The organism is Haloferax sp. Atlit-48N, from assembly GCF_003383015.2.
GTDB classification, from domain to species: domain Archaea; phylum Halobacteriota; class Halobacteria; order Halobacteriales; family Haloferacaceae; genus Haloferax; species Haloferax volcanii.
The window spans coordinates 1,456,600-1,474,677 of the sequence record NZ_CP137689.1 but is presented as its reverse complement, the minus strand read 5'-3'; the positions used below and the strand labels follow the sequence as shown (position 1 = coordinate 1,474,677).

The window sequence follows — 18,078 nt, the reverse complement described above, 5'->3', positions numbered from 1 at the left end:
CGGACTCCCCACGCGTTCTCGAACCGCGAGCACGCCTCGGGGGCTTTTTTCGCGCCGACTCCCTACGACCGGCCATGGACGTTATCGGTGACCTCATGGCCCGCGACCGGCGGAGCGACCGACTCGCGCTCCGGGTCGACGGCCCCGGCCGGACCTACACGTACCACGACCTCATCACGACCTCGTACAAGGCCGGGAACGTCCTCCGCTACCTCGGCGTCCGCAAGGGCGCTCGCGTCGCGGTCGACCCGGCGCCGCTCCCCGAACCGCTGTTGACGTTCCTCGGGGCGGCCCAACTCGGCGCGGTGACGGCGTTCGACCCCGCAGTGGAGGCGCGGGCGACCGTCGTTCCCGTCGACAGCGAGGAAGCATTCGAGGACCTGCCGCCGGGGCAGAAACTCGCCGTGTTCGGCGGCCCGCCGAGTTCGCCCGCGACGACCCACTGGGAACAGGAGGTCTGGAGCGAGAACCCCGCGGTCCACCCGGAAGTAGTCTCGCCCGCCGACCCGGCGCTCGTCGCTGACGACCGCGAGTTCACCCACGGCGACCTGCTCGACGCGGCCCGCGAGGTCGTCGCTGACTTCGACCTCGAAGCGGGCGACACGGTCGCGGTCCGGTCGTCGCTTTCTCACCCCGGAACCGTCGTCGCCGGCGTGCTCGCGCCGCTTTTGGCCGGCGGCACGGTTCGGATTCCCGTGGACGACGAGGCGGTCGAAGCGGCCCTCGCAGTCGGTAACGGGGTTCCCGAGTCGGTCGCGCTCGCGCCCGACGACGTGTGGTGACCACGACGCGTAGGGTGGAGAGATGTCACCGAACGCTCCAACTATTAATTCGGATTTGAGATTGAATTCTACCTCGGTGTTAAATTCGGGATTTTCACCGCTATATTTATAGTCCGGCTGTATCGTTAGTGCAAACACGTTACATGTCACAGTCTGGCATCGTATCTCTCTGGAACCAGTATCGTTCGGTCGGCATCGTCTACCGAATCGGGGTCGCGTTCGTCCTCGGGTCGCTCGTCGGCCTCGTCGTCGGCGAACCCGCGACGGCCTTGAAACCGGTCGGTGACCTGTTCGTCCGACTGCTGGAGATGCTCATCGTCCCCATCGTGGTGTTCACGCTCCTGATGGGCGTCCGGCAGCTCTCGCCGTCGTCGCTCGGTCGCGTCGGCGCGCAGGTCGTGGGGCTGTACGCGCTCACGTCCGCGTTTGCGGTCGCCATCGGACTCGGGGTGAGCAACCTCGTCTCCCCCGGCTCCCGCGGGCTCGAAGAACTGCTCGCCGGTGCCGAGGCACAGAGCGCCGAGGCCCCCGACGCCGTCGAAGTCGTCCTCAACGTCGTCCCGACGAACCCCGTGGGCGCGATGGCCGACGGTGGCGTGTTGCCGACCATCTTCTTCGTCGTCGTGTTCGGCCTCGGCCTCACGCTGGCGTGGGAAGAGACCGACGACGAGCAGGTCAAACGCGGCATCGAGACGTTCTTCGACCTCGCTGACGCCGGCGCGGAAGCGATGTACAAGGTCGTCTGGGGGGCGATGGAGTTCGGCGTTCTCGGCGTCTTCGCGCTGATGGCCAACGTCTTCGGCACCGCCGGCGTGGACGCAATTCTCCCGTTCGCGCTCCTCATCGGAACGATGCTCCTCGCGGCCGTCGTCCACATCGGGCTCGTCTACCTCGGCACGTTCGTCGTCGGCGTCGCGGGGCGGTCGCCGGTCGCGTTCCTCTCCGGAGCGCGCGACGCGATGGTGACCGCGCTGAGTATCCGGTCGTCGTCCGGGACGCTCCCGGTGACGATGTCCGACGCGGACGAGAACCTCGGCATCGAAGAGCGCATCTACGGCTTTACGCTCCCGCTCGGCGCGACCATCAACATGGACGGCACGGCGATGTACCAGGGCGTCGCGGCCATCTTCGCGGCGAACATCGTCGGCGTGAACCTCTCTCTGGTCGACCAGTTCGCGGTCGTCGCGGTGGCCGTGCTGGCGAGCATCGGCACCGCCGGCGTGCCCGGGTCGGGGCTCATCATGCTCACGCTCGTCTTGACGCAACTCGGCCTGCCGCTCGAAATCGTGGGGCTCGTCGCCGGCGTCGACCCAATCCTCGACCGCATCCGGACGATGGTGAACGTGACCGGCGACCTCGCGGTGACGACGGTCGTCGCCACGTGGAACGACGCGGTCGACTTCACCGCCGACGCGTGGAACGACGGCGTCGGCGCGGCGCTGTCCGACTGAACGAAGGCGGAAAAACCGCTTCAGGACGCGTTTTCTATCTTTTCGAGCGACTCGGGATTCTCGATACTGCTCATGTCGCCGAGGTCCTCGCCCGCGTAGATGGAGGCGATGGCGCGGCGGATGATTTTGCCCGACTGCGTCTTCGGGAACTCGTCGACGAACAGGATTTCCCGTGGGCGGAACGGCTTGCCCAACTCGTCGCCGACGACGCCCCGAAGCTCCTCGCGGAGGTCGTCGTTCTCGTCGATACCGTCTTCCAGGACGACGTAAGCGACGACGGCCGTTCCGGTGGTATCGTCGGGGACGCCGACCGCGGCGGCCTGGTTCACCGCGTCGTGTTCGATGAGCGCGCCTTCGACCTCGGCGGGGCCGACCTTGCGGCCGGCCACGTTGAGCGCGTCGTCGGCGCGGCCGTGGAGGAACCAAAAGCCGTCTTCGTCTTTCTGCGCCCAGTCGCCGTGGTCCCAGAGGTCGTCCCACGACGACCAGTAGGTGTCGAGGTAGCGGTCGTCGCCCTCCCAGAGGCTCTTGGTCATCGACGGGCAGGAGTCGCGGGCGACGAGGAAGCCCCGCTCGTGGCTGTCGGCGATGGACTCGCCCGAGGAGTCCACGATGTCGATATCCATCCCGAGGCCGGGGCCGCCGAGCGAGCAGGGCTTGAGCGGTTGGGTCGGCATCGGCATGAGGAAACAGCCGCAGATTTCGGTGCCGCCGGAGATGTTGATGATGGGGGCGTCGCCGCCGCCGACGTGTTCGTAGAACCACTGCCACGACTCGGGGTCCCACGGCTCGCCGGTCGACCCGAGCAGGCGGAGGCTCGACAGGTCGTGTTTCTCGACCTCCTCGTCGCCGTACTTCCGCAGGGCTCGGATGGCCGTCGGCGAGATGCCGAAGGTGGTGATGCGGTGGCGCTCTATCATCTCCCAGAAGCGGTCCGGGTTCGGGTAGTCGGGCGCGCCCTCGTACATGAAGATGGTGCCGGCGAAGGTGTGGTTCCCGATGAGCGTCCACGGGCCCATCATCCAGCCGATGTCGGAGACCCAGAAGAAGCGGTCTTCGGGCTTCTGGTCGAAGCCGAAGTGAATCTCCTTGGCGGTCTGCATCTGGACGCCCGCGTGGGTGTGGACGATGCCTTTCGGCTTGCCGGTCGTTCCCGAGGAGTACAGCAGCATCGACTCGGCGTCCGACGGCAGGCGTTTGGTCTCGTACTCGGAGTCGGCCGCGCCGACGGTGTCGCCCCACCACTCGTCGCGGCCCTCGGTCCACGGCACGTCGGCGTCGCTCTCATCGCCCTCGTCACCGAACCGCCGGTAGACGACGACGTTCTCGACGCAGCCCGCTTCCTCGATGGCCTCGTCGGCGGTCGGTTTCAGTCGGACCTCGGAGCCGCGGCGGTAGAAGCCGTCGGCGGTGAAAAGCACCGAGCACTCGGGGTCTTCGAGGCGGGTCGCGGTGGCGTCGACGCCGAAGCCGGAGAAGATGGGGACGGCTACCGCGCCGACCTTGAAACAGCCGTAGAGGATAGAGATGACCTCGGGGACCATCGGCATGTAGAGCCCGACGGTGTCGCCGGTCTCGACGCCGTACGATTCGAGGACGTTGGCGACGCGGTTGGCCTCGCGGTAGAGGTCGTGGTAGGTCCGCTGGACGACCTCGCCGCCTTCGCCCTCCCAGATGCAGGCGACGCGGTTCCGGTTCCCGGAACCGACCGCGGCGTGGCGGTCGAGGGTGTTGTGGGCGACGTTTATCTCGCCGCCGGGGTACCAGCGGGAGAACTGCGGCCCCTCCGAGTCGTCGCGGACCGCGTCGTACTCCTCGTAGAACTCGACGTCGAGGTAGTCGACGAGCTCGTCCCAGAACCACTCGACGCCCGAGGCACCGACGCCCGGCACCTCGGTCGTCGTTCGCTCGATGAGCTCGTCGTAGTCCTCGATGTCGTGTTCCCGCATGAAGCGGGTGACGTTGGCGTCCTCGACGAACGCCGGGTCCGGTTCGTGCACCACGGTGTCGGTGTCGGGTACGTCCATGAACCGAGCTACCGCGACCGGAACCATGAATCTTTACTGTTCTTTCGTTGGGTTCGACGGACGCGACGGCCATCGGCGGCCCGGCCCGAGGCGTTTTTGTCGGCCGGTGTGCTAGGGGTAGACATGTACGTCCGAGACGCGAAGAACCGAGACGAGGTCTGGTTGCTCGACTCGCTGGACGAACTCGGACTCGACGACGGCTCCTTCCGGTCCCGCGATTACGTCATCGCGCTCGACGAGGAGTCCGGCGAGAAGGCGGGCTTCGGGCGCATCCGGGTCCACAAGACCGACGAGCCGTTCTGCGAACTCACCTGCGTCGGCGTCTCGGAGCGGTGGCGCGGACAGGGCGTCGGCGCGCACGTCGTCGAGCGACTGGTCGACCGCGCCGCCGCCGAAGACTTCGACACCGTCTACGGCTTCACCTCGGACCACGGCTACTGCGCGCAGTTCGGCTTCGAGGCGGTCGACGCCGAGGACCTCCCCGAGGGGCCGCGGCAGCGACTCGACCGGGTCAGGGAAGCCGACGGCGACGCCATCGCGCTCCGACTCGACCGCGAGGCGTTTTCGATGCCCGAGCGCCTCCGCGAGCGGTTCAAGGCCGCCGCGCCCGCGAGCGCCGGGGACGCCGAACCCGAACTGACCGCCGAGGACTTCGGCTACGACGAGGAGACGCCGACGAAGTACTCGACGAATCTCCGGCGCTGAGCCGGGTCCGACTCAGGTCCGGTCGTCGAGGAAGTCGGTGCTGAAGACGATCCAGGTCAGCACGCTACAAAACAGAATCGGCGGGAGGATGGCGAAGCCCCAGAGCGGTTCGAGCCCTTGCAGGAGGATGAGTACCACGTCGGCCAGTCCGAGCGCGAGGAACGGCGCGGTCGCCAGCGCGGCGCGCTTGCGGTTCTTGCCGCCCGTCTCTTCCGGGAGCGGGCCGGGTGAGGCGTCGCCGGCCGAGGCGTCCGAGGTCGAGGTCGACGAGGGCGCGTCCATGCGGGTCCGTCGGGGCCCGACGAGCAAAAACGGTCCGCCTTCCGGTCGGGGTTCCACGGTCGATACGCCCCCGCGTCCGCGGCGAGCGACGCCGACTTACCGCGCGTTCTCCACGCGCGAGGCGTACTCGACGAGTCCGAACAGCACCCCGAGGAGAGCGGCCGAGAGCACCATCCCGTAGAGGCTGAAGGCGAGGGGACTTGTCGGCAGCGAGAGGACGCCGAACAGCGATATCTCGGCGGCGACTTGGCCGCCGTTCTCACCGATGAAGAGGCCGAGGATGCCCGAGATGACTACGACGCTCGCGCCGACGAGGAGCAGGATTCGTCGTCCGCCGGATGTGTCGTTCACGACGCCGCGTTAGGGCCGCGCCGTATAGTCGCTTGCGGGACGACGCGATTGGCGGTGCCCCGCGGAGCCGCCGCCAGCGTCTGCCGGCCGAGGCGACAGTCTCGGGGAGCCGAACGAACTAAGCCACCCCACGCGAATGAGCGCCCAATGCCCGAAGCACTCGTCGAACGCGCCCGCGAAGCGCTCGACAACGCCTACGTTCCCTACTCTGAGTACACCGTCGGAGCGGCGCTCAGGACCGCCGACGGCGAGGTCTACGTCGGCTGTAACATCGAGAACGCGAACTACTCCAACAGCCTCCACGCCGAGGAAGTCGCCGTCGCGGAGGCCGTGAAGAACGGCCACACCGAGTTCGACCGCCTCGTCGTCACCTCGGGGGCGCGCGACGGCGTCACCCCCTGCGGGATGTGCCGCCAGACGCTCGCGGAGTTCTGCGACGAGGACCTCCCGGTCGTCTGCGACCTCGGCGGCGACGACGTGGCCGAGTACACGCTGGGCGAACTCCTCCCGAACACCATCTCGCTGGACACGCTGGAAGCCGCCGCGGCGAAGCGCGACGCCGACGAGTAACGTGTCGCCCGCCGCCGACCGCGGAATCGCCCCGCTCGCGCTCGCGCTCGTCCTGCTCGTGGTACTCTCGGGGTGTACGTCCTCATCGCCGTCACCGCCGGTCGTAGACGCTGCTCTCGGTGCCCCGTCGGCCGACGCGAGCGACGGCGACGACGGAGCCGTCTCGGCCGCCGTCGGCGGAACCGGGTCGTCGGCGTCGGAGACGCGCCCCGCCGACACCGCCGACAACCCGTGGGGGCACGCGCCCGTCGTCGTCGGCGTCGACGCGCCCGCGGACGGTCGCGACTACGCCTCGCTCGTCGAATCGGCGGTCGACTACTGGCGGGCGAACGCGTCGGCGGTCGCCTACGACCCGGCGTTCGTCGTGAGACCGAACAGTTCGGACCCGGACGTGACCGTCTCGGTCGTCGAGCGAATCGACGGCTGCGGCGACGACGCCGGCGCGGACGCGGTCGGCTGTGCGCCCCTCTTGGACGGCGACGACCCGACCGCGCCGACGGAGCCGGTCACGGTGGTCGTCGCCGCCGGCTACGACGACGAGACGACCCAGATGGTTCTGAAACACGAGTTCGGCCACCTACTCGGGCTGACCCACGACGACGCCGACGCGTTTCCCGTGCTGTCCGAGCGCGTCGAGACGACGCGACTGCCGGAACCGGACGCCGCCGAGCGGGAGTCGCCCTTCCGCGAGCGAACCGTCGCGGTCCACGTCGACCTCTCGAACGTCTCGCCCGGCGAGCGGGCGACCCACGAGGCCGAAATCGACCACGCGCTGTCGTACTACGAGGGCGGGGCCGACGGCGTCGCGCCCGCGAACCTCTCGTTCGAACGCGTCTCCAACCCCGAGATGGCGGACGTGACGCTCTCGGTGTCGGCGTTCCGCGACGGCGGCTCTGGCGTGCGCTGGCGGCGGACCGGCGTCGACGCCGACGACGACGCGGCGCTGGAGTGGTACACCGGCGGCGACCTCGTCGTGGACGCCGACCTCGCCCCGTCGCTGGTCGACTGGTACGTCGGCGCGGGACTCGGCTACCTGTTTGCGGCCGACGAGAGAGCCGACCTCCCGCCGCCGTTCCGCGACGGCGACCCCGCCGACGACCGGGCGTGGCGCGGTCTCGCGGGCGAGACGGCGGGAAACGCGACGACGCCCGCGATGACCCCTCGGAGAACGCAAGAATTTCCATCGGTGGCCCGCGAGTAGTGCCATGAACGACAGTGAGGACCCGAACGACGAGGTCCAGTACCACCTCGAAGTCGGTCCCGCGGACCTCGCCGACGCGGTGTTGCTCCCGGGGAACCCCGAGCGCGTGGACAAGGTGACGGCGCTGTGGGACGACCACGAGGAGAAGGCCTCCCACCGCGAGTACCGGACCGCCACGGGCAGCTACGACGGGACGCCGATTTCGGTTACCTCGACGGGCATCGGGAGTCCCTCGGCTGCCATCGCCGTGGAGGAACTCGCCCGCGTCGGCGCGGACACCTTCATCCGCGTCGGCTCCTGCGGCGCGATTCAGCCCGAGATGGGCGTGGGCGACCTCGTCATCACCTCGGGCGCGGTCCGACAGGAGGGCACCTCCAAGGAGTACGTCCGAGAGGACTACCCCGCCGTCGCCGACCACGAGGTCGTCTCGGCGCTCGTCGCGGCCGCGGAACGACTCGGCTACGACTACCACGTCGGCCTCACGATGAGCGCCGACTCCTTCTACGCGGGGCAGGGTCGCCCCGGCTTCGAGGGCTTCCGCGCCGCCGGCTCCGACTCGCTGGTCGAGGAACTCCGCGAGGCGAACGTGAAGAACATCGAGATGGAGGCCGCGGCGCTCCTGACCATCGCCAACGTCTACGGCCTCCGCGCGGGGGCCGTCTGCTCGGTGTACGCGAACCGCGTCACCGGCGAGTTCCGCACCGAAGGCGAATCGCGCGCGGCCGAGACCGCCAGCCTCGCGGTCCACCTCCTCGCGAAGATGGACGAAGTCAAGCGTGAGGCGGGCGTCGACCGCTGGCACGCGGGCCTCAGTCTCGACTAATCCGACAACCGTCGAATCCGTATTTCGACGCTCTGGGGGCGTAGCGGCCAAAATTACCCCGGCTGTGGAGACGGTTTCAAAGCCCCTTTATCGGATGACTGCGCATCCGACGACATGAGCACGCAGGTCGTCGTTCTCGGCTCGGGGTACGCCGGGGCCGGCGCGGTTACAACCCTCGAAGAAGAGCTCGGTCCGGACGCGCAACTCACGTGGGTCGCCGAACACGACTACCACCTCGTCCTCCACGAGGTCCACCGCTGCATCCGCGACCCGAGCGTCGAGTCCAGCATCACCATCCCGGTCGACGACATCAAAGACGACTCGACGGAGTTCGTCAAGGGTCGCGCGACCGACGTGGACGTCGACGAGCGCGCAGTCGAGCTCGAAGGCGGCGACACCGTCGACTACGACTATCTGCTCGTCGCCATCGGCTCTTCGACCGCCTTCTTCGGTATCGAGGGTCTCGAAGAGTTCGCCCACCAGCTCAAAGGTCTCGACGACGCCCGCGAGATTCACCAGGACATCAAGGAGGCGGCCGCCGACGCCTCCCGCGACGACCCCGCGCAGGTCGTCATCGGCGGCGCGGGTCTCTCCGGCATCCAGACCGCCGCCGAGGTCGCGGAGTACCGCGACACGAACCGCGCGCCCATCGACATCAAGCTCGTCGAGGGGATGGACGAAATCTTCCCCGGCAACGACCCCGAACTGCAGGGCGCGCTCCGGCGTCGCGTCGAAGACCTCGACATCGACATCCTCACCGGCGACTTCATCTCGAAGGTCGACGAGGAGACCGTCTTCATCGGCGGCGGCGAGGACGAAGCGCCCGAGGAACTCGACTACGACGTGCTCGTCTGGACCGGCGGCATCACCGGCCAGCCCGAGGCGTCCGACGTGGAGCTCGAACAGGACGAGCGCTCCCATCGCTTCTTCGCTGAGGAGGACTTCCAGACCAGCGACGACCGCGTCTTCGCGGTCGGTGACTGCGCCCTCGTCGAGCAGGGCCCCGACAACGTCGCGCCGCCGACGGCGCAGGCCGCCTGGGACGCCGCTGACGTGGCCGGCGAGAACATCGCCCGCGCCATCGCCGGCAAGCCGCTCAAGCGCTGGACGTTCACCGACAAGGGGACGGTCATCTCCATCGGCCACGACGCCGTCGCCCACGGCGTGAAGTTCCCCGTCTTCGGAGAGTTCCCCGTCAACGTCTTCGGCGGCCCGCTCGCGCGGACGCTGAAGAAGGGCATCGCCGCGAACTGGATTGCAGACGTCACGTCGCCGAAGCGCGCGCTCTCCGCCTGGAACGACCTCTAACTCGGAACACGCGCCCGACCGCCGGGTGACGCGGCACCCGCCGCCCGACGCTCGTCGACTCGGTTTCGATTTCTCCGGCTCTGTCGCACTCCCCGAGTACTGACGAGTCGAGTCGCCGTTCGCCGGGGTCAATCGGTGGCGCGAACCGTATCACCAAGCCGAACGGACCGCTTCGCCGTCCGAACGCCGGTCCCGCCGGTCGGAGTGCGCGGAGAGTGCCCGGAAAAAGACGGAAAGTAAAGCGTGGTTAGTGCTGGGGTTCGCCGACGGGTGCCTGCATGTCGTCGATGCGGAGGATGAGGATGTTGCTCGTGTCGTCCTTGCCGTCGAGCGTGCCGTCGATGACGAGCTTCGAGAGGGGCGTCGGACCGACGCGAATCTTGTCGCCCTCGTGGAACTCGCGGACCGAGCCCTGCACGTGAATCTCGGCGCGGCACAGCTCGGGGTGGTGGACGCTGGAGAGGTCGATTTCGTCGACGTTGACGCCTTCGACTTCCTCGTCGTTGTGGAACAGGGGGACGAACGCGGGCTCGTCCATCTTGTCCACGTCGAGCGCCTCGTAGGCGTTCGCGGTCGGCTTGTAACCGCCCTTCGGACCGGGGACGCCCTCGACCAACTGGAGCGCCTTCAGGCTCTGCATCTGGTTTCGGATGGTGCCGGGGTTTCGGTTGACTTCGGTCGCGATATCCTCACCTTTTACGGCGTCTTCGGAGTCCCGATAGAGGTTGATGAGTGCAGTCAAGATAGTTTTCTGACTCGACGTGAGCTCGATTGATGACATGGAGAATGGTTCGCTACATACGTCCTTAAATCCGATGGATGACGCCTCGAATCTGCCGTTCGTCTACTTTGTAACCGTATCACACTCATGAATGTTCATTCCGAACCTCGATTCGGCCTCGATGCTGTCGATAGCACTATACGGCTCACGAGACTCCGGTAGCACATGAACGGGAAACGAGTCCTCGTGACCGGCGGTGCCGGCTTCATCGGTTCGAATCTCGCGAACCATCTCGCCGACGAAAACGAGGTCGTCGCCGTCGACGACCTCTACCTCGGCACGCCCGAGAATCTCGACGACGCCGTGGAGTTCCACGACGCGAGCGTGCTCGACGACGACCTCCCGACCGACGACGTGGACGTGGTGTTCCATCTGGCGGCGCTGTCGTCGTACAAGATGCACGAGGAGAACCCGACGAAGGGCGCGCGCGTCAACGTCGAAGGCTTCGTGAACACGGTCGAGCAGGCGCGAAACGACGGCTGTGACACCGTCGTCTACGCCTCAACCTCCTCGATTTACGGCTCGCGGACCGAGCCCTCGCCGGAAGAGATGCCGGTCGAGGCGCGCACGGGCTACGAAGCGTCGAAACTCGCCCGGGAGCGCTACGCGGAGTACTTCCACCACCACTACGATATGCGGACGGCCGGGCTCCGGTTTTTCTCGGTGTATCAGGGCTTCGGCGGCGCGGAGGAACATAAAGGCGAGTTCGCCAACACGGTCGCGCAGTTCACCGACAAAATCGCGGCCGGCGAGTCGCCGGAGCTGTTCGGAGACGGCACCCAGACCCGCGATTTCACCCACGTCGACGACATCGTTCGCGGCATCGAACTCGCCGCCGACCACCGGCTACAAGGCATCTACAACCTCGGCACCGGCGAGAGCTACTCGTTCAACGAGATGGTCGACATGATAAACGAGGCGCTCGGCACCGACGTCGAACCCGAATACATCGAAAACCCCCTCGACGTGTACGTCCACGACACGAAAGCCGACTGCACGAAGATACGCGAGGCGACCGGCTGGGAACCCAAAATCTCCTTCGAGGAGGGCCTCCGGCGCGTCTGCGAACCGTATCTCGACGAGTAGCCCGTGCGTTCCGCCGGACGACGGCCTCCCCCGAGGCGACAGATAGCATTATCAATAAGGGTGTTTTTCCGATGCCACTAAACGGCCCGAACGAGTGGGTCATCTATGGAACGGAACGTCAGAATTCTGGGTGCACCGACGGACTACGGTGCCAATCGACGCGGGGTGGACATGGGTCCCTCCGCGATTCGATACGCTGGACTCGCGGGGGAACTGGAGTCCGCGGGCGTCTCGCCGACTGACGCCGGCGACCTCGCGGTGCCGCACCACGCGACGCGGGACGCCGACGCCGGGGCGACGAACGCGAAGCACGTCAAGGAAGTCGAAGAGGTGACGCGGAGCCTCGCCGACGCCGTCTCGACCGCGCTCGCCGAGGGGACGACCCCGCTCGCGCTCGGCGGCGACCACTCCATCGCCATCGGCTCGCTGGTCGGCAGCGCCCGCGACGCCGACATCGGCGTCATCTGGTTCGACGCTCACGGCGACTTCAACACGCCGAGCACCTCGCCGTCCGGCAACGTCCACGGCATGCCGCTGGCCGCCGCGCTCGGCATCGGTGACTTCGCGGGCGTCGAGTGGGCGAACGCCGCCGGCCTCAAAGAGGAGAACGTCGCTATCGTCGGCTTGCGCTCCGTCGACGACGCGGAGGCCGAGGCGATTCGCGACAGCGACGTGACGGTGTACACGATGTCGGATATCGACGAGCGGGGCGTCACCGCGGTGACGAACGACGCCCTCGACGTGGCGACCGACGGCACCGACGGCGTCCACGTCAGCCTCGACCTCGACTGGCTCGACCCCCGCGAGGCCCCCGGCGTCGGGACGCCCGTCCGCGGCGGCGTGACCTACCGCGAGGCCCACGCGGCGATGGAACTCGTCGCCCGCTCGGAAGCCATGCGCTCGTTCGAACTCGTGGAGGTCAACCCCATCCTCGACGAGCACAACGAGACCGCGACGCTCGCGACCGAACTCGCCGCAAGCGCCTTCGGCAAGCGCATCCTCTGATGTCGACGCCGAGAGAAGCCCCCGCGCCGCACGACCTCGCCGCCGGCGTCGTCGTCCTCCGGGAGAACTCCGTGCTCGCGGTCTACGAGAAGGACCGCTGGGGACTGCCGAAAGGCGGCTCCGAACCCGGTGAGTTCTTCTTCGAGACCGCCGCCCGCGAGGCCGCAGAGGAGACCGGCGTCGAAGTCGAAATCCAGTCGCTCGCCTTCACGAGCGAGATTCGCGCTCCGGACCACCGCATCTATCTCCAGCGGTTCTACCACGCGACGCCCGTCGCCGACGATCCGACGCCGTCGCCGAGCGACCCCGACGACGAAATCGAGGCGGCGAAGTTCCTCCCGCTGACCGCCCTCGGGTCGACGCTCACCTACCGGCCGCGGGTCGAACCGCTCCGCGACTGGCTCCGGGACCGCAAGCCGCGACACTACACCTACGACCTGACCAGAGAACCCTCGGACGTGGAGAAGTAGCCGACTACGAGGTTCGACCGATGGCGGTCCCGTTTTTTCGCACGACTCGGACGACGTAGCCGACGGCCGCGCCGACCCCACCGACGGCGAGCGCGAGCGCCGCGCCGGCGACGAGCGGGTACGCGACCCACAGCGGCGACTCCATCGTCGAAACCGGGACGAACAGGTTGGCCGCGAAGCCGAGACACGGGCCGAAGGCGAGCACGATACCCTCGCCGGCGCGCGTGCCGATATTCTCGCCGCGGGCGACGTGTGCCGCGACGCCGGCGACGACCAGTACCGCGCCCGCGTCGACGACGAGCGACTGCACGGCCGTCGGCGGTTCGAGGTTCCACGCCCGAAGCGCGGTCAGGCCGCCGAGGACGACGACGAACGCGAGCGCCGAGACGCCGACGATTCTCGACCGCGGTCGCACGCTCATACCGGTAGGACCTCCGGCCGAGATAAATGTCTTCGGGGAGCGACGGTCGGAGCCGCGGCTCTCCGGCGGGAGTCCGCGAAAAAAGTCTCGCGGGGAGCCGTTACTCGTCGTCCGCGTCGGCTTTCGCGTCGGTTTCCGCGTCCTCTTCCACGCTGTCCGCGTCGTCGAGTTCCTCGGCCTCGGTCGTCATCGCGGCCGGAATCACGTCGACGGAGGCCACGGCGTCGCCCTCGTCGAGGTCCATCACGATGACGCCCATCGTGTTGCGGCCGACCGTCGAGATATCCTCGACGGGGGTCCGGAGAATCTGCCCCTCGTCGGACATGACGACGAGGTGGTCGCCCTCGCCGACGGTGTTGATGGCGCAGACCGGGCCGTTCCGCTCGTTTGCCTTGATGTCGATGAGACCCTTGCCGTTTCTGGACTGCGTGCGGTAGGCGTCGAGGTCCGTGCGCTTCCCGTAGCCGTTCTCGGTGACGGTGAGAATCCAGCTGTGGTGGTCCTCGTCGATGGCTGCTACGCCGGCGACCACGTCGTCGCCTTCGAGTTTGATGCCGCGGACGCCGCGGGCCGAGCGGCCCATCGCACGCACCTCGTCCTCGTCGAAGCGGATGGACATTCCCCGTTCGGTGCCGATGACGAGGTCGCTTTCGCCGTCGGTGACCTCCACGTCGACGAGTTCGTCGCCCTCGTCGAGTTTGGTGGCGATGATGCCCGTCGAGAGGATGTTCTGGAAGCGGTCGGTGCCGGTCCGCTTGATGTAGCCGTTCCGGGTCACCATCGTTAGATATCCCTCGATATCTTCGAGGTCGTCGCAGTTGACGACGGCCGTAATCTCCTCGCCGTCGTCGAAGTCGAGCAGATTGACCGCCGACTTCCCGCGGGCGGTCCGCGACATCTCGGGGACCTGGTAGGCCTTGAGTTGGTAGACCTGCCCGTGGTTGGTGAAACAGAGCAGGTCGTCGTGGGTGTTCGTGACGAACACCGACGAGACGTTGTCGCCCTCCTTGAGGTCCGTCCCGATGATGCCCTTGCCGCCGCGGTGCTGGGCGCGGAACCGGGAGACCGGCATCCGCTTGATGTAGTCGTCCTCGCTGACGACGACGACCACGTCCTCCTCGGGGATGAGGTCGGCGCGGGTGACCTCGCCGGTGTTGGCGACGAACGAGGTCCGCCGGTCGTCGGCGTACTCGTCTTTGATGTCGAGCAGTTCGGACTCGATGACGGCGTCGAGTTCCGACTGGTCGCCGAGGATGGTTTCGAGGCGCTCGATGGTCGCCTGCACGTCCTCGTACTCGGCTTCGATTTCGGCCGCCTCCATCGAGGTGAGCGACCCGAGCTGCATCGAGACGATGTGGTTCGCCTGCTCCTCGGAGAAGTCGAACGTCGGCAGCGGTTCACCGTCGACTTCGACTTCGACCTCGCCGCGGAGCGCGGCCTTCGCGTCGTCGCGGCTCTCGGAGTTGCGGATGGTCTCGACCACGTCGTCGATGTTGTCGAGGGCCTTCAGGCGGCCGTCGAGGATGTGCGCGCGGTCTTCGGCCTCGGCGAGTTCGTACTCGGAGCGCCGGCGAACCACGTCGCGTCGGTGGTCGAGGTAGTGTTCGAGCGTCTCCTTGAGCGTCAGCACCTGCGGCTGTCCGTCGACGAGCGCGAGGTTGATGACGCCGAACGTGGATTCGAGGTGGTTGTCGAGCAGCTGGTTCTTGACGACCTCGGCCATCGCGCCGCGCTTGAGTTCGATGACGACGCGGATGCCGTCGCGGTCGGACTCGTCGCGGATGTCGCGGATGCCCTCGATTTTGCCCTCGTTCACGTCGTCGGCGATGCGCTCGATGAGGCGGGCCTTGTTCTCCTGATACGGGAGTTCGTTGATGACGATGCGGCCCTCCTCTTCGAACACGTCGTAGTCGGCGCGGACGCGGACGCGACCGCGACCCGTCTTGTACGCCTTGTGGACCGCGTTGCGGCCGACGATGTTCGCGCCGGTCGGGAAGTCCGGCCCCTTGATGTGTTCCATCAGGTCCGCGACGGTCGCGTCGGGGTTCTCGATGAGTTCGACGGTGGCGTCGACGACCTCACCGAGGTTGTGCGGCGGGATGTTCGTGGACATCCCGACCGCGATGCCGGACGACCCGTTGACGAGCAGGTTCGGGAACGACGACGGCAGCACCGTCGGCTCCTGCTTGCGGTCGTCGTAGTTCGACTGGAAGTCGACGGTGTCCTTGTCGATGTCGTCGAGGAGTTCCTCGGCGATGGGGGACATCCGCGCCTCCGTGTAGCGCATCGCGGCCGGCGGGTCGCCGTCGACGGAGCCGAAGTTACCCTGGCCGTCGACGAGCGGGTAGCGCATGGAGAAGTCCTGCGCCATGCGCGCGAGGGTGTCGTAGATGGCGGAGTCGCCGTGGGGGTGGTAGTCACCCATCGTCTCGCCCACGATGGACGAGGACTTGCGGTGCGACGAGTTGGAGGTCACGCCGGCCTGATGCATCGCATACAGGATGCGCCGGTGGACCGGCTTCAGGCCGTCGCGCACGTCGGGCAGCGCCCGCCCCGCGATGACCGACATCGCGTAGTCGATGTACGACTGCTCCATCTCGTCTTCGATGCGCGCGTTCTTGACTTCGGCCGCGATACCCGCGCCCGGTTCGAACGAATCTGGTGCGTCAGAACTCATATTAGATGTCTACCCATTCGGCGTCGTTCGCGTGGTCCTTGATGAACTGCTTTCGCGGCCCGACGGCGTCGCCCATCAGGATGTTGAACATCCGGTCGGCGGCGGCGGCGTCCTCGACGGTGATGCGCTTGAGGACGCGGTTTTCGGGGTTCATCGTCGTGTCCCACAGCTGGTCGGGGTTCATCTCACCGAGTCCCTTGAACCGCTGGACCTGCGTGGGGTTGCCGTTGCATTCCTCCTCGATGATGCGGTCCCGCTCGGCCTCGTCCATCGCGTCGTAGGTGTTGCCGCGGTAGCGGACGCGGTACAGCGGCGGTTGGGCCGCGTACACGTAGCCGGCCTCGATGAGCGGGCGCATGTGCCGGTACAGAAGCGTAAGCAGCAGCGTCCGGATGTGCGCGCCGTCGACGTCGGCGTCGGTCATCAGGATGAGCCGCTGGTAGCGCGCCTTCTCGATGTCGAACTCGTCGCCGACGCCGCCGCCGATGGCGGTGATGAGCGCCCGTATCTCGTCGTTTTCGAGAATGCGGTCGAGGCGGTGTTTCTCGACGTTCAGAATCTTCCCCTTGAGGGGCAAAATCGCCTGGAACTTGCGGTCGCGGCCCTGCTTGGCCGACCCGCCCGCGGAGTCGCCCTCCACGATGAACAGTTCGGACTCCGAGGGGTCGCGGCTCTGACAGTCCGCGAGCTTCCCCGGCAGCGAGGTAGATTCGAGCGCGGACTTGCGGCGGGTGAGCTCCTCGGCCTGCTTCGCGGCCTTGCGGGCGCGGGCGGCCTCGACGGCCTTCGAGATGATGGCCGTCGCCGTGTCCGGGTTCTCCTCGAAGAACGTCCCGAGCTGTTGGTGGGTGACGCTCTCGACGATGCCGCGGACCTCGGAATTCCCGAGCTTGGTCTTCGTCTGGCCCTCGAACTGCGGGTCGGGGTGCTTGACGGAGATGACGGCGGTGAGTCCCTCGCGAACGTCCTCGCCGCGGAGGTTGTCGCCGTCGAGGTCGTCGAGCATGTCGTGGCTGTTCGCGTAGTCGTTGACGACGCGGGTGAGCGCCGTCTTGAACCCGGTCAGATGCGTGCCGCCCTCGCGGGTGTTGATGTTGTTGGCGAAGGCGTGAATCGACCCCTGGAGCTCGTCGGTCGCCTGCATGGCGATTTCGACCTCGATGCCCTCCGACTCGTCGTCGTAGTAGATGACGTCGTCGTGGAGCGCCGTCTTGGTCTCGTTGAGGTACTCGACGAACTCGCGGATGCCGCCCTCGAAGAGGAACGTGCTCGACTCGTCGGTCCGCTCGTCGGAGAGCGAAATCTCGACCCCGGAGTTGAGGAACGCGAGCTCTCGCAGGCGGTTTTCGAGCGTCTTGAAGTCGAACTCGGTCGTCTCGAAGATACCGTCGTCCGGCCAAAAGCGGATGGTCGTCCCGGTGTCTTCGCCGGGTTCGAGGTCGCGCACGCGCTCGAACTCCTCGACCTGCGGCTCGCCGACCTCGAAGCGGTGTGTCCACACCGCGCCGTCGCGTTTGACCTCGACTTCGAGTTCGCTCGACAGCGCGTTGACGACGGAGACGCCGACGCCGTGGAGGCCGCCGGAGACTTGGTAGGACTTGTTGTCGAACTTCCCGCCGGCGTGGAGGACGGTCATGATGACCTCCAGCGCGGGTCGGTCGTACTGTTCGTGCGTATCTACCGGAATCCCGCGGCCGTTGTCGGTGACGCTGACAGAGCCGTCCTCGTGGAGGGCGACCTTGATGGCGTCGCAGTGGCCCGCGAGCGCCTCGTCGATGGAGTTGTCGACGACTTCGTAGACGAGGTGGTGGAGTCCGCGAGAATCGGTGGACCCGATGTACATCGCCGGACGCTTTCGAACGGCTTCAAGCCCTTCGAGGACCTGAATCTGTCCGGCCCCGTACTCGTTATCCTGAGACATCTGAACAGGCCTAGGATAGCCCGTCCCTTAAAGGCTCGCACGCGCGGGCGCGTACTACTTACTGGAGTCCCGCGTAGCGGTTTCCGACATCGGAGACGCCGACCGACCGACCGACCCGCGTTTCGTGGGTGACTCTGTGTATCATGATTCGGCGTTCCGGCGCGAACGCCCCTCGAAGCGCGTCAACGCCCCGAGTTCACTTTCACTCCGCTGCCGG

The 18,078-nt window shown here is 67.1% G+C and carries 17 protein-coding genes; 10 read left to right on the top strand and 7 right to left on the bottom strand.

Going from position 1 to position 18,078, the window contains the following annotated elements; genetic code table 11:
• Window positions 1-74 precede the first annotated feature (74 nt).
• Both DEQ67_RS07965 and DEQ67_RS07960 read left to right on the top strand, forming a co-directional pair.
• Window positions 75-782 (top strand): AMP-binding protein, encoded by a 708-nt coding sequence (locus DEQ67_RS07965; protein ID WP_115802631.1) that lies wholly within the window; start codon window positions 75-77, stop codon window positions 780-782.
• Between the two features lie 143 nt (window positions 783-925).
• A complete protein-coding gene (locus DEQ67_RS07960) occupies window positions 926-2,233 on the top strand; it encodes a dicarboxylate/amino acid:cation symporter (protein ID WP_115891242.1) in 1,308 nt (435 codons plus the stop codon).
• 20 nt (window positions 2,234-2,253) lie between these two features.
• On the opposite strand, the gene DEQ67_RS07955 is transcribed toward DEQ67_RS07960, so the two are convergent.
• Window positions 2,254-4,260 carry an AMP-binding protein gene (locus DEQ67_RS07955; RefSeq protein WP_115859829.1) on the bottom strand — a complete coding sequence of 669 codons (2,007 nt, stop codon included), beginning with the start codon at window positions 4,258-4,260 and terminating at the stop codon, window positions 2,254-2,256.
• Window positions 4,261-4,383: 123 nt separating this feature from the next.
• Here DEQ67_RS07955 and DEQ67_RS07950 point away from each other — a divergent pair, with 123 nt between their 5' ends.
• The gene (locus tag DEQ67_RS07950) at window positions 4,384-4,965 is read left to right on the top strand and encodes a GNAT family N-acetyltransferase (RefSeq protein WP_004041468.1); all 582 of its coding nucleotides are present in this window, start codon (window positions 4,384-4,386) and stop codon (window positions 4,963-4,965) included.
• Between the two features lie 12 nt (window positions 4,966-4,977).
• On the opposite strand, the gene DEQ67_RS07945 is transcribed toward DEQ67_RS07950, so the two are convergent.
• Window positions 4,978-5,247 (bottom strand): hypothetical protein, encoded by a 270-nt coding sequence (locus DEQ67_RS07945; protein WP_004063229.1) that lies wholly within the window; start codon window positions 5,245-5,247, stop codon window positions 4,978-4,980.
• 96 nt (window positions 5,248-5,343) lie between these two features.
• Window positions 5,344-5,598: a DUF7520 family protein gene (locus tag DEQ67_RS07940; protein ID WP_004041464.1), complete on the bottom strand. Its 255-nt coding sequence runs from the start codon at window positions 5,596-5,598 to the stop codon at window positions 5,344-5,346.
• 147 nt (window positions 5,599-5,745) lie between these two features.
• Between DEQ67_RS07940 and cdd the strand changes: the two genes are divergently transcribed.
• From cdd to DEQ67_RS07920, 4 genes are all read left to right on the top strand, one after another.
• Complete coding sequence (gene cdd / locus DEQ67_RS07935; RefSeq protein WP_004041462.1) at window positions 5,746-6,168, top strand: cytidine deaminase; 423 nt, start codon at window positions 5,746-5,748, stop codon at window positions 6,166-6,168.
• A 1-nt stretch (window position 6,169) separates the two neighbouring features.
• Window positions 6,170-7,369, top strand: coding sequence for a hypothetical protein (locus tag DEQ67_RS07930; protein WP_115859831.1), 1,200 nt, complete (start codon window positions 6,170-6,172; stop codon window positions 7,367-7,369).
• A gap of 4 nt (window positions 7,370-7,373) precedes the next feature.
• Window positions 7,374-8,192, top strand: a complete 819-nt coding sequence (locus DEQ67_RS07925) for a nucleoside phosphorylase (protein WP_115802628.1) — start codon at window positions 7,374-7,376, stop codon at window positions 8,190-8,192.
• A 114-nt stretch (window positions 8,193-8,306) separates the two neighbouring features.
• A complete protein-coding gene (locus tag DEQ67_RS07920) occupies window positions 8,307-9,500 on the top strand; it encodes an NAD(P)/FAD-dependent oxidoreductase (protein WP_004063232.1) in 1,194 nt (397 codons plus the stop codon).
• Window positions 9,501-9,747: 247 nt separating this feature from the next.
• Here the strand turns inward: DEQ67_RS07920 and DEQ67_RS07915 are convergent, their stop codons facing one another.
• Window positions 9,748-10,281, bottom strand: coding sequence for an Rrf2 family transcriptional regulator (locus tag DEQ67_RS07915; protein ID WP_004063234.1), 534 nt, complete (start codon window positions 10,279-10,281; stop codon window positions 9,748-9,750).
• A 165-nt stretch (window positions 10,282-10,446) separates the two neighbouring features.
• On the opposite strand from DEQ67_RS07915, the gene DEQ67_RS07910 reads away from it, so the two are divergent.
• The 3 genes from DEQ67_RS07910 (at window position 10,447) to DEQ67_RS07900 (ending at window position 12,842) form a co-directional block, all read left to right on the top strand.
• On the top strand, window positions 10,447-11,367 hold the full coding sequence (locus tag DEQ67_RS07910; protein ID WP_115802627.1) for an NAD-dependent epimerase/dehydratase family protein: 921 nt from the start codon (window positions 10,447-10,449) through the stop codon (window positions 11,365-11,367).
• A gap of 105 nt (window positions 11,368-11,472) precedes the next feature.
• Window positions 11,473-12,372: an arginase gene (gene rocF, locus DEQ67_RS07905; protein WP_115802626.1), complete on the top strand. Its 900-nt coding sequence runs from the start codon at window positions 11,473-11,475 to the stop codon at window positions 12,370-12,372.
• Window positions 12,372-12,842, top strand: a complete 471-nt coding sequence (locus DEQ67_RS07900) for an NUDIX domain-containing protein (RefSeq protein ID WP_004041454.1) — start codon at window positions 12,372-12,374, stop codon at window positions 12,840-12,842. Before rocF ends, DEQ67_RS07900 begins: the two co-directional genes overlap by 1 nt.
• Window positions 12,843-12,846: 4 nt before the next feature.
• Here DEQ67_RS07900 and DEQ67_RS07895 read toward each other — a convergent pair whose 3' ends face one another.
• From DEQ67_RS07895 to gyrB, 3 genes are all read right to left on the bottom strand, one after another.
• Window positions 12,847-13,263 carry a hypothetical protein gene (locus tag DEQ67_RS07895; protein ID WP_004041453.1) on the bottom strand — a complete coding sequence of 139 codons (417 nt, stop codon included), beginning with the start codon at window positions 13,261-13,263 and terminating at the stop codon, window positions 12,847-12,849.
• Window positions 13,264-13,363: 100 nt separating this feature from the next.
• Window positions 13,364-15,940 (bottom strand): DNA gyrase subunit A, encoded by a 2,577-nt coding sequence (gene gyrA, locus DEQ67_RS07890; RefSeq protein WP_115891243.1) that lies wholly within the window; start codon window positions 15,938-15,940, stop codon window positions 13,364-13,366.
• A 1-nt stretch (window position 15,941) separates the two neighbouring features.
• Entirely contained in the window at window positions 15,942-17,861 is a 1,920-nt protein-coding gene (gene gyrB / locus DEQ67_RS07885; RefSeq protein WP_115891244.1) for a DNA topoisomerase (ATP-hydrolyzing) subunit B, read from the bottom strand.
• Window positions 17,862-18,078: the final 217 nt, after the last annotated feature.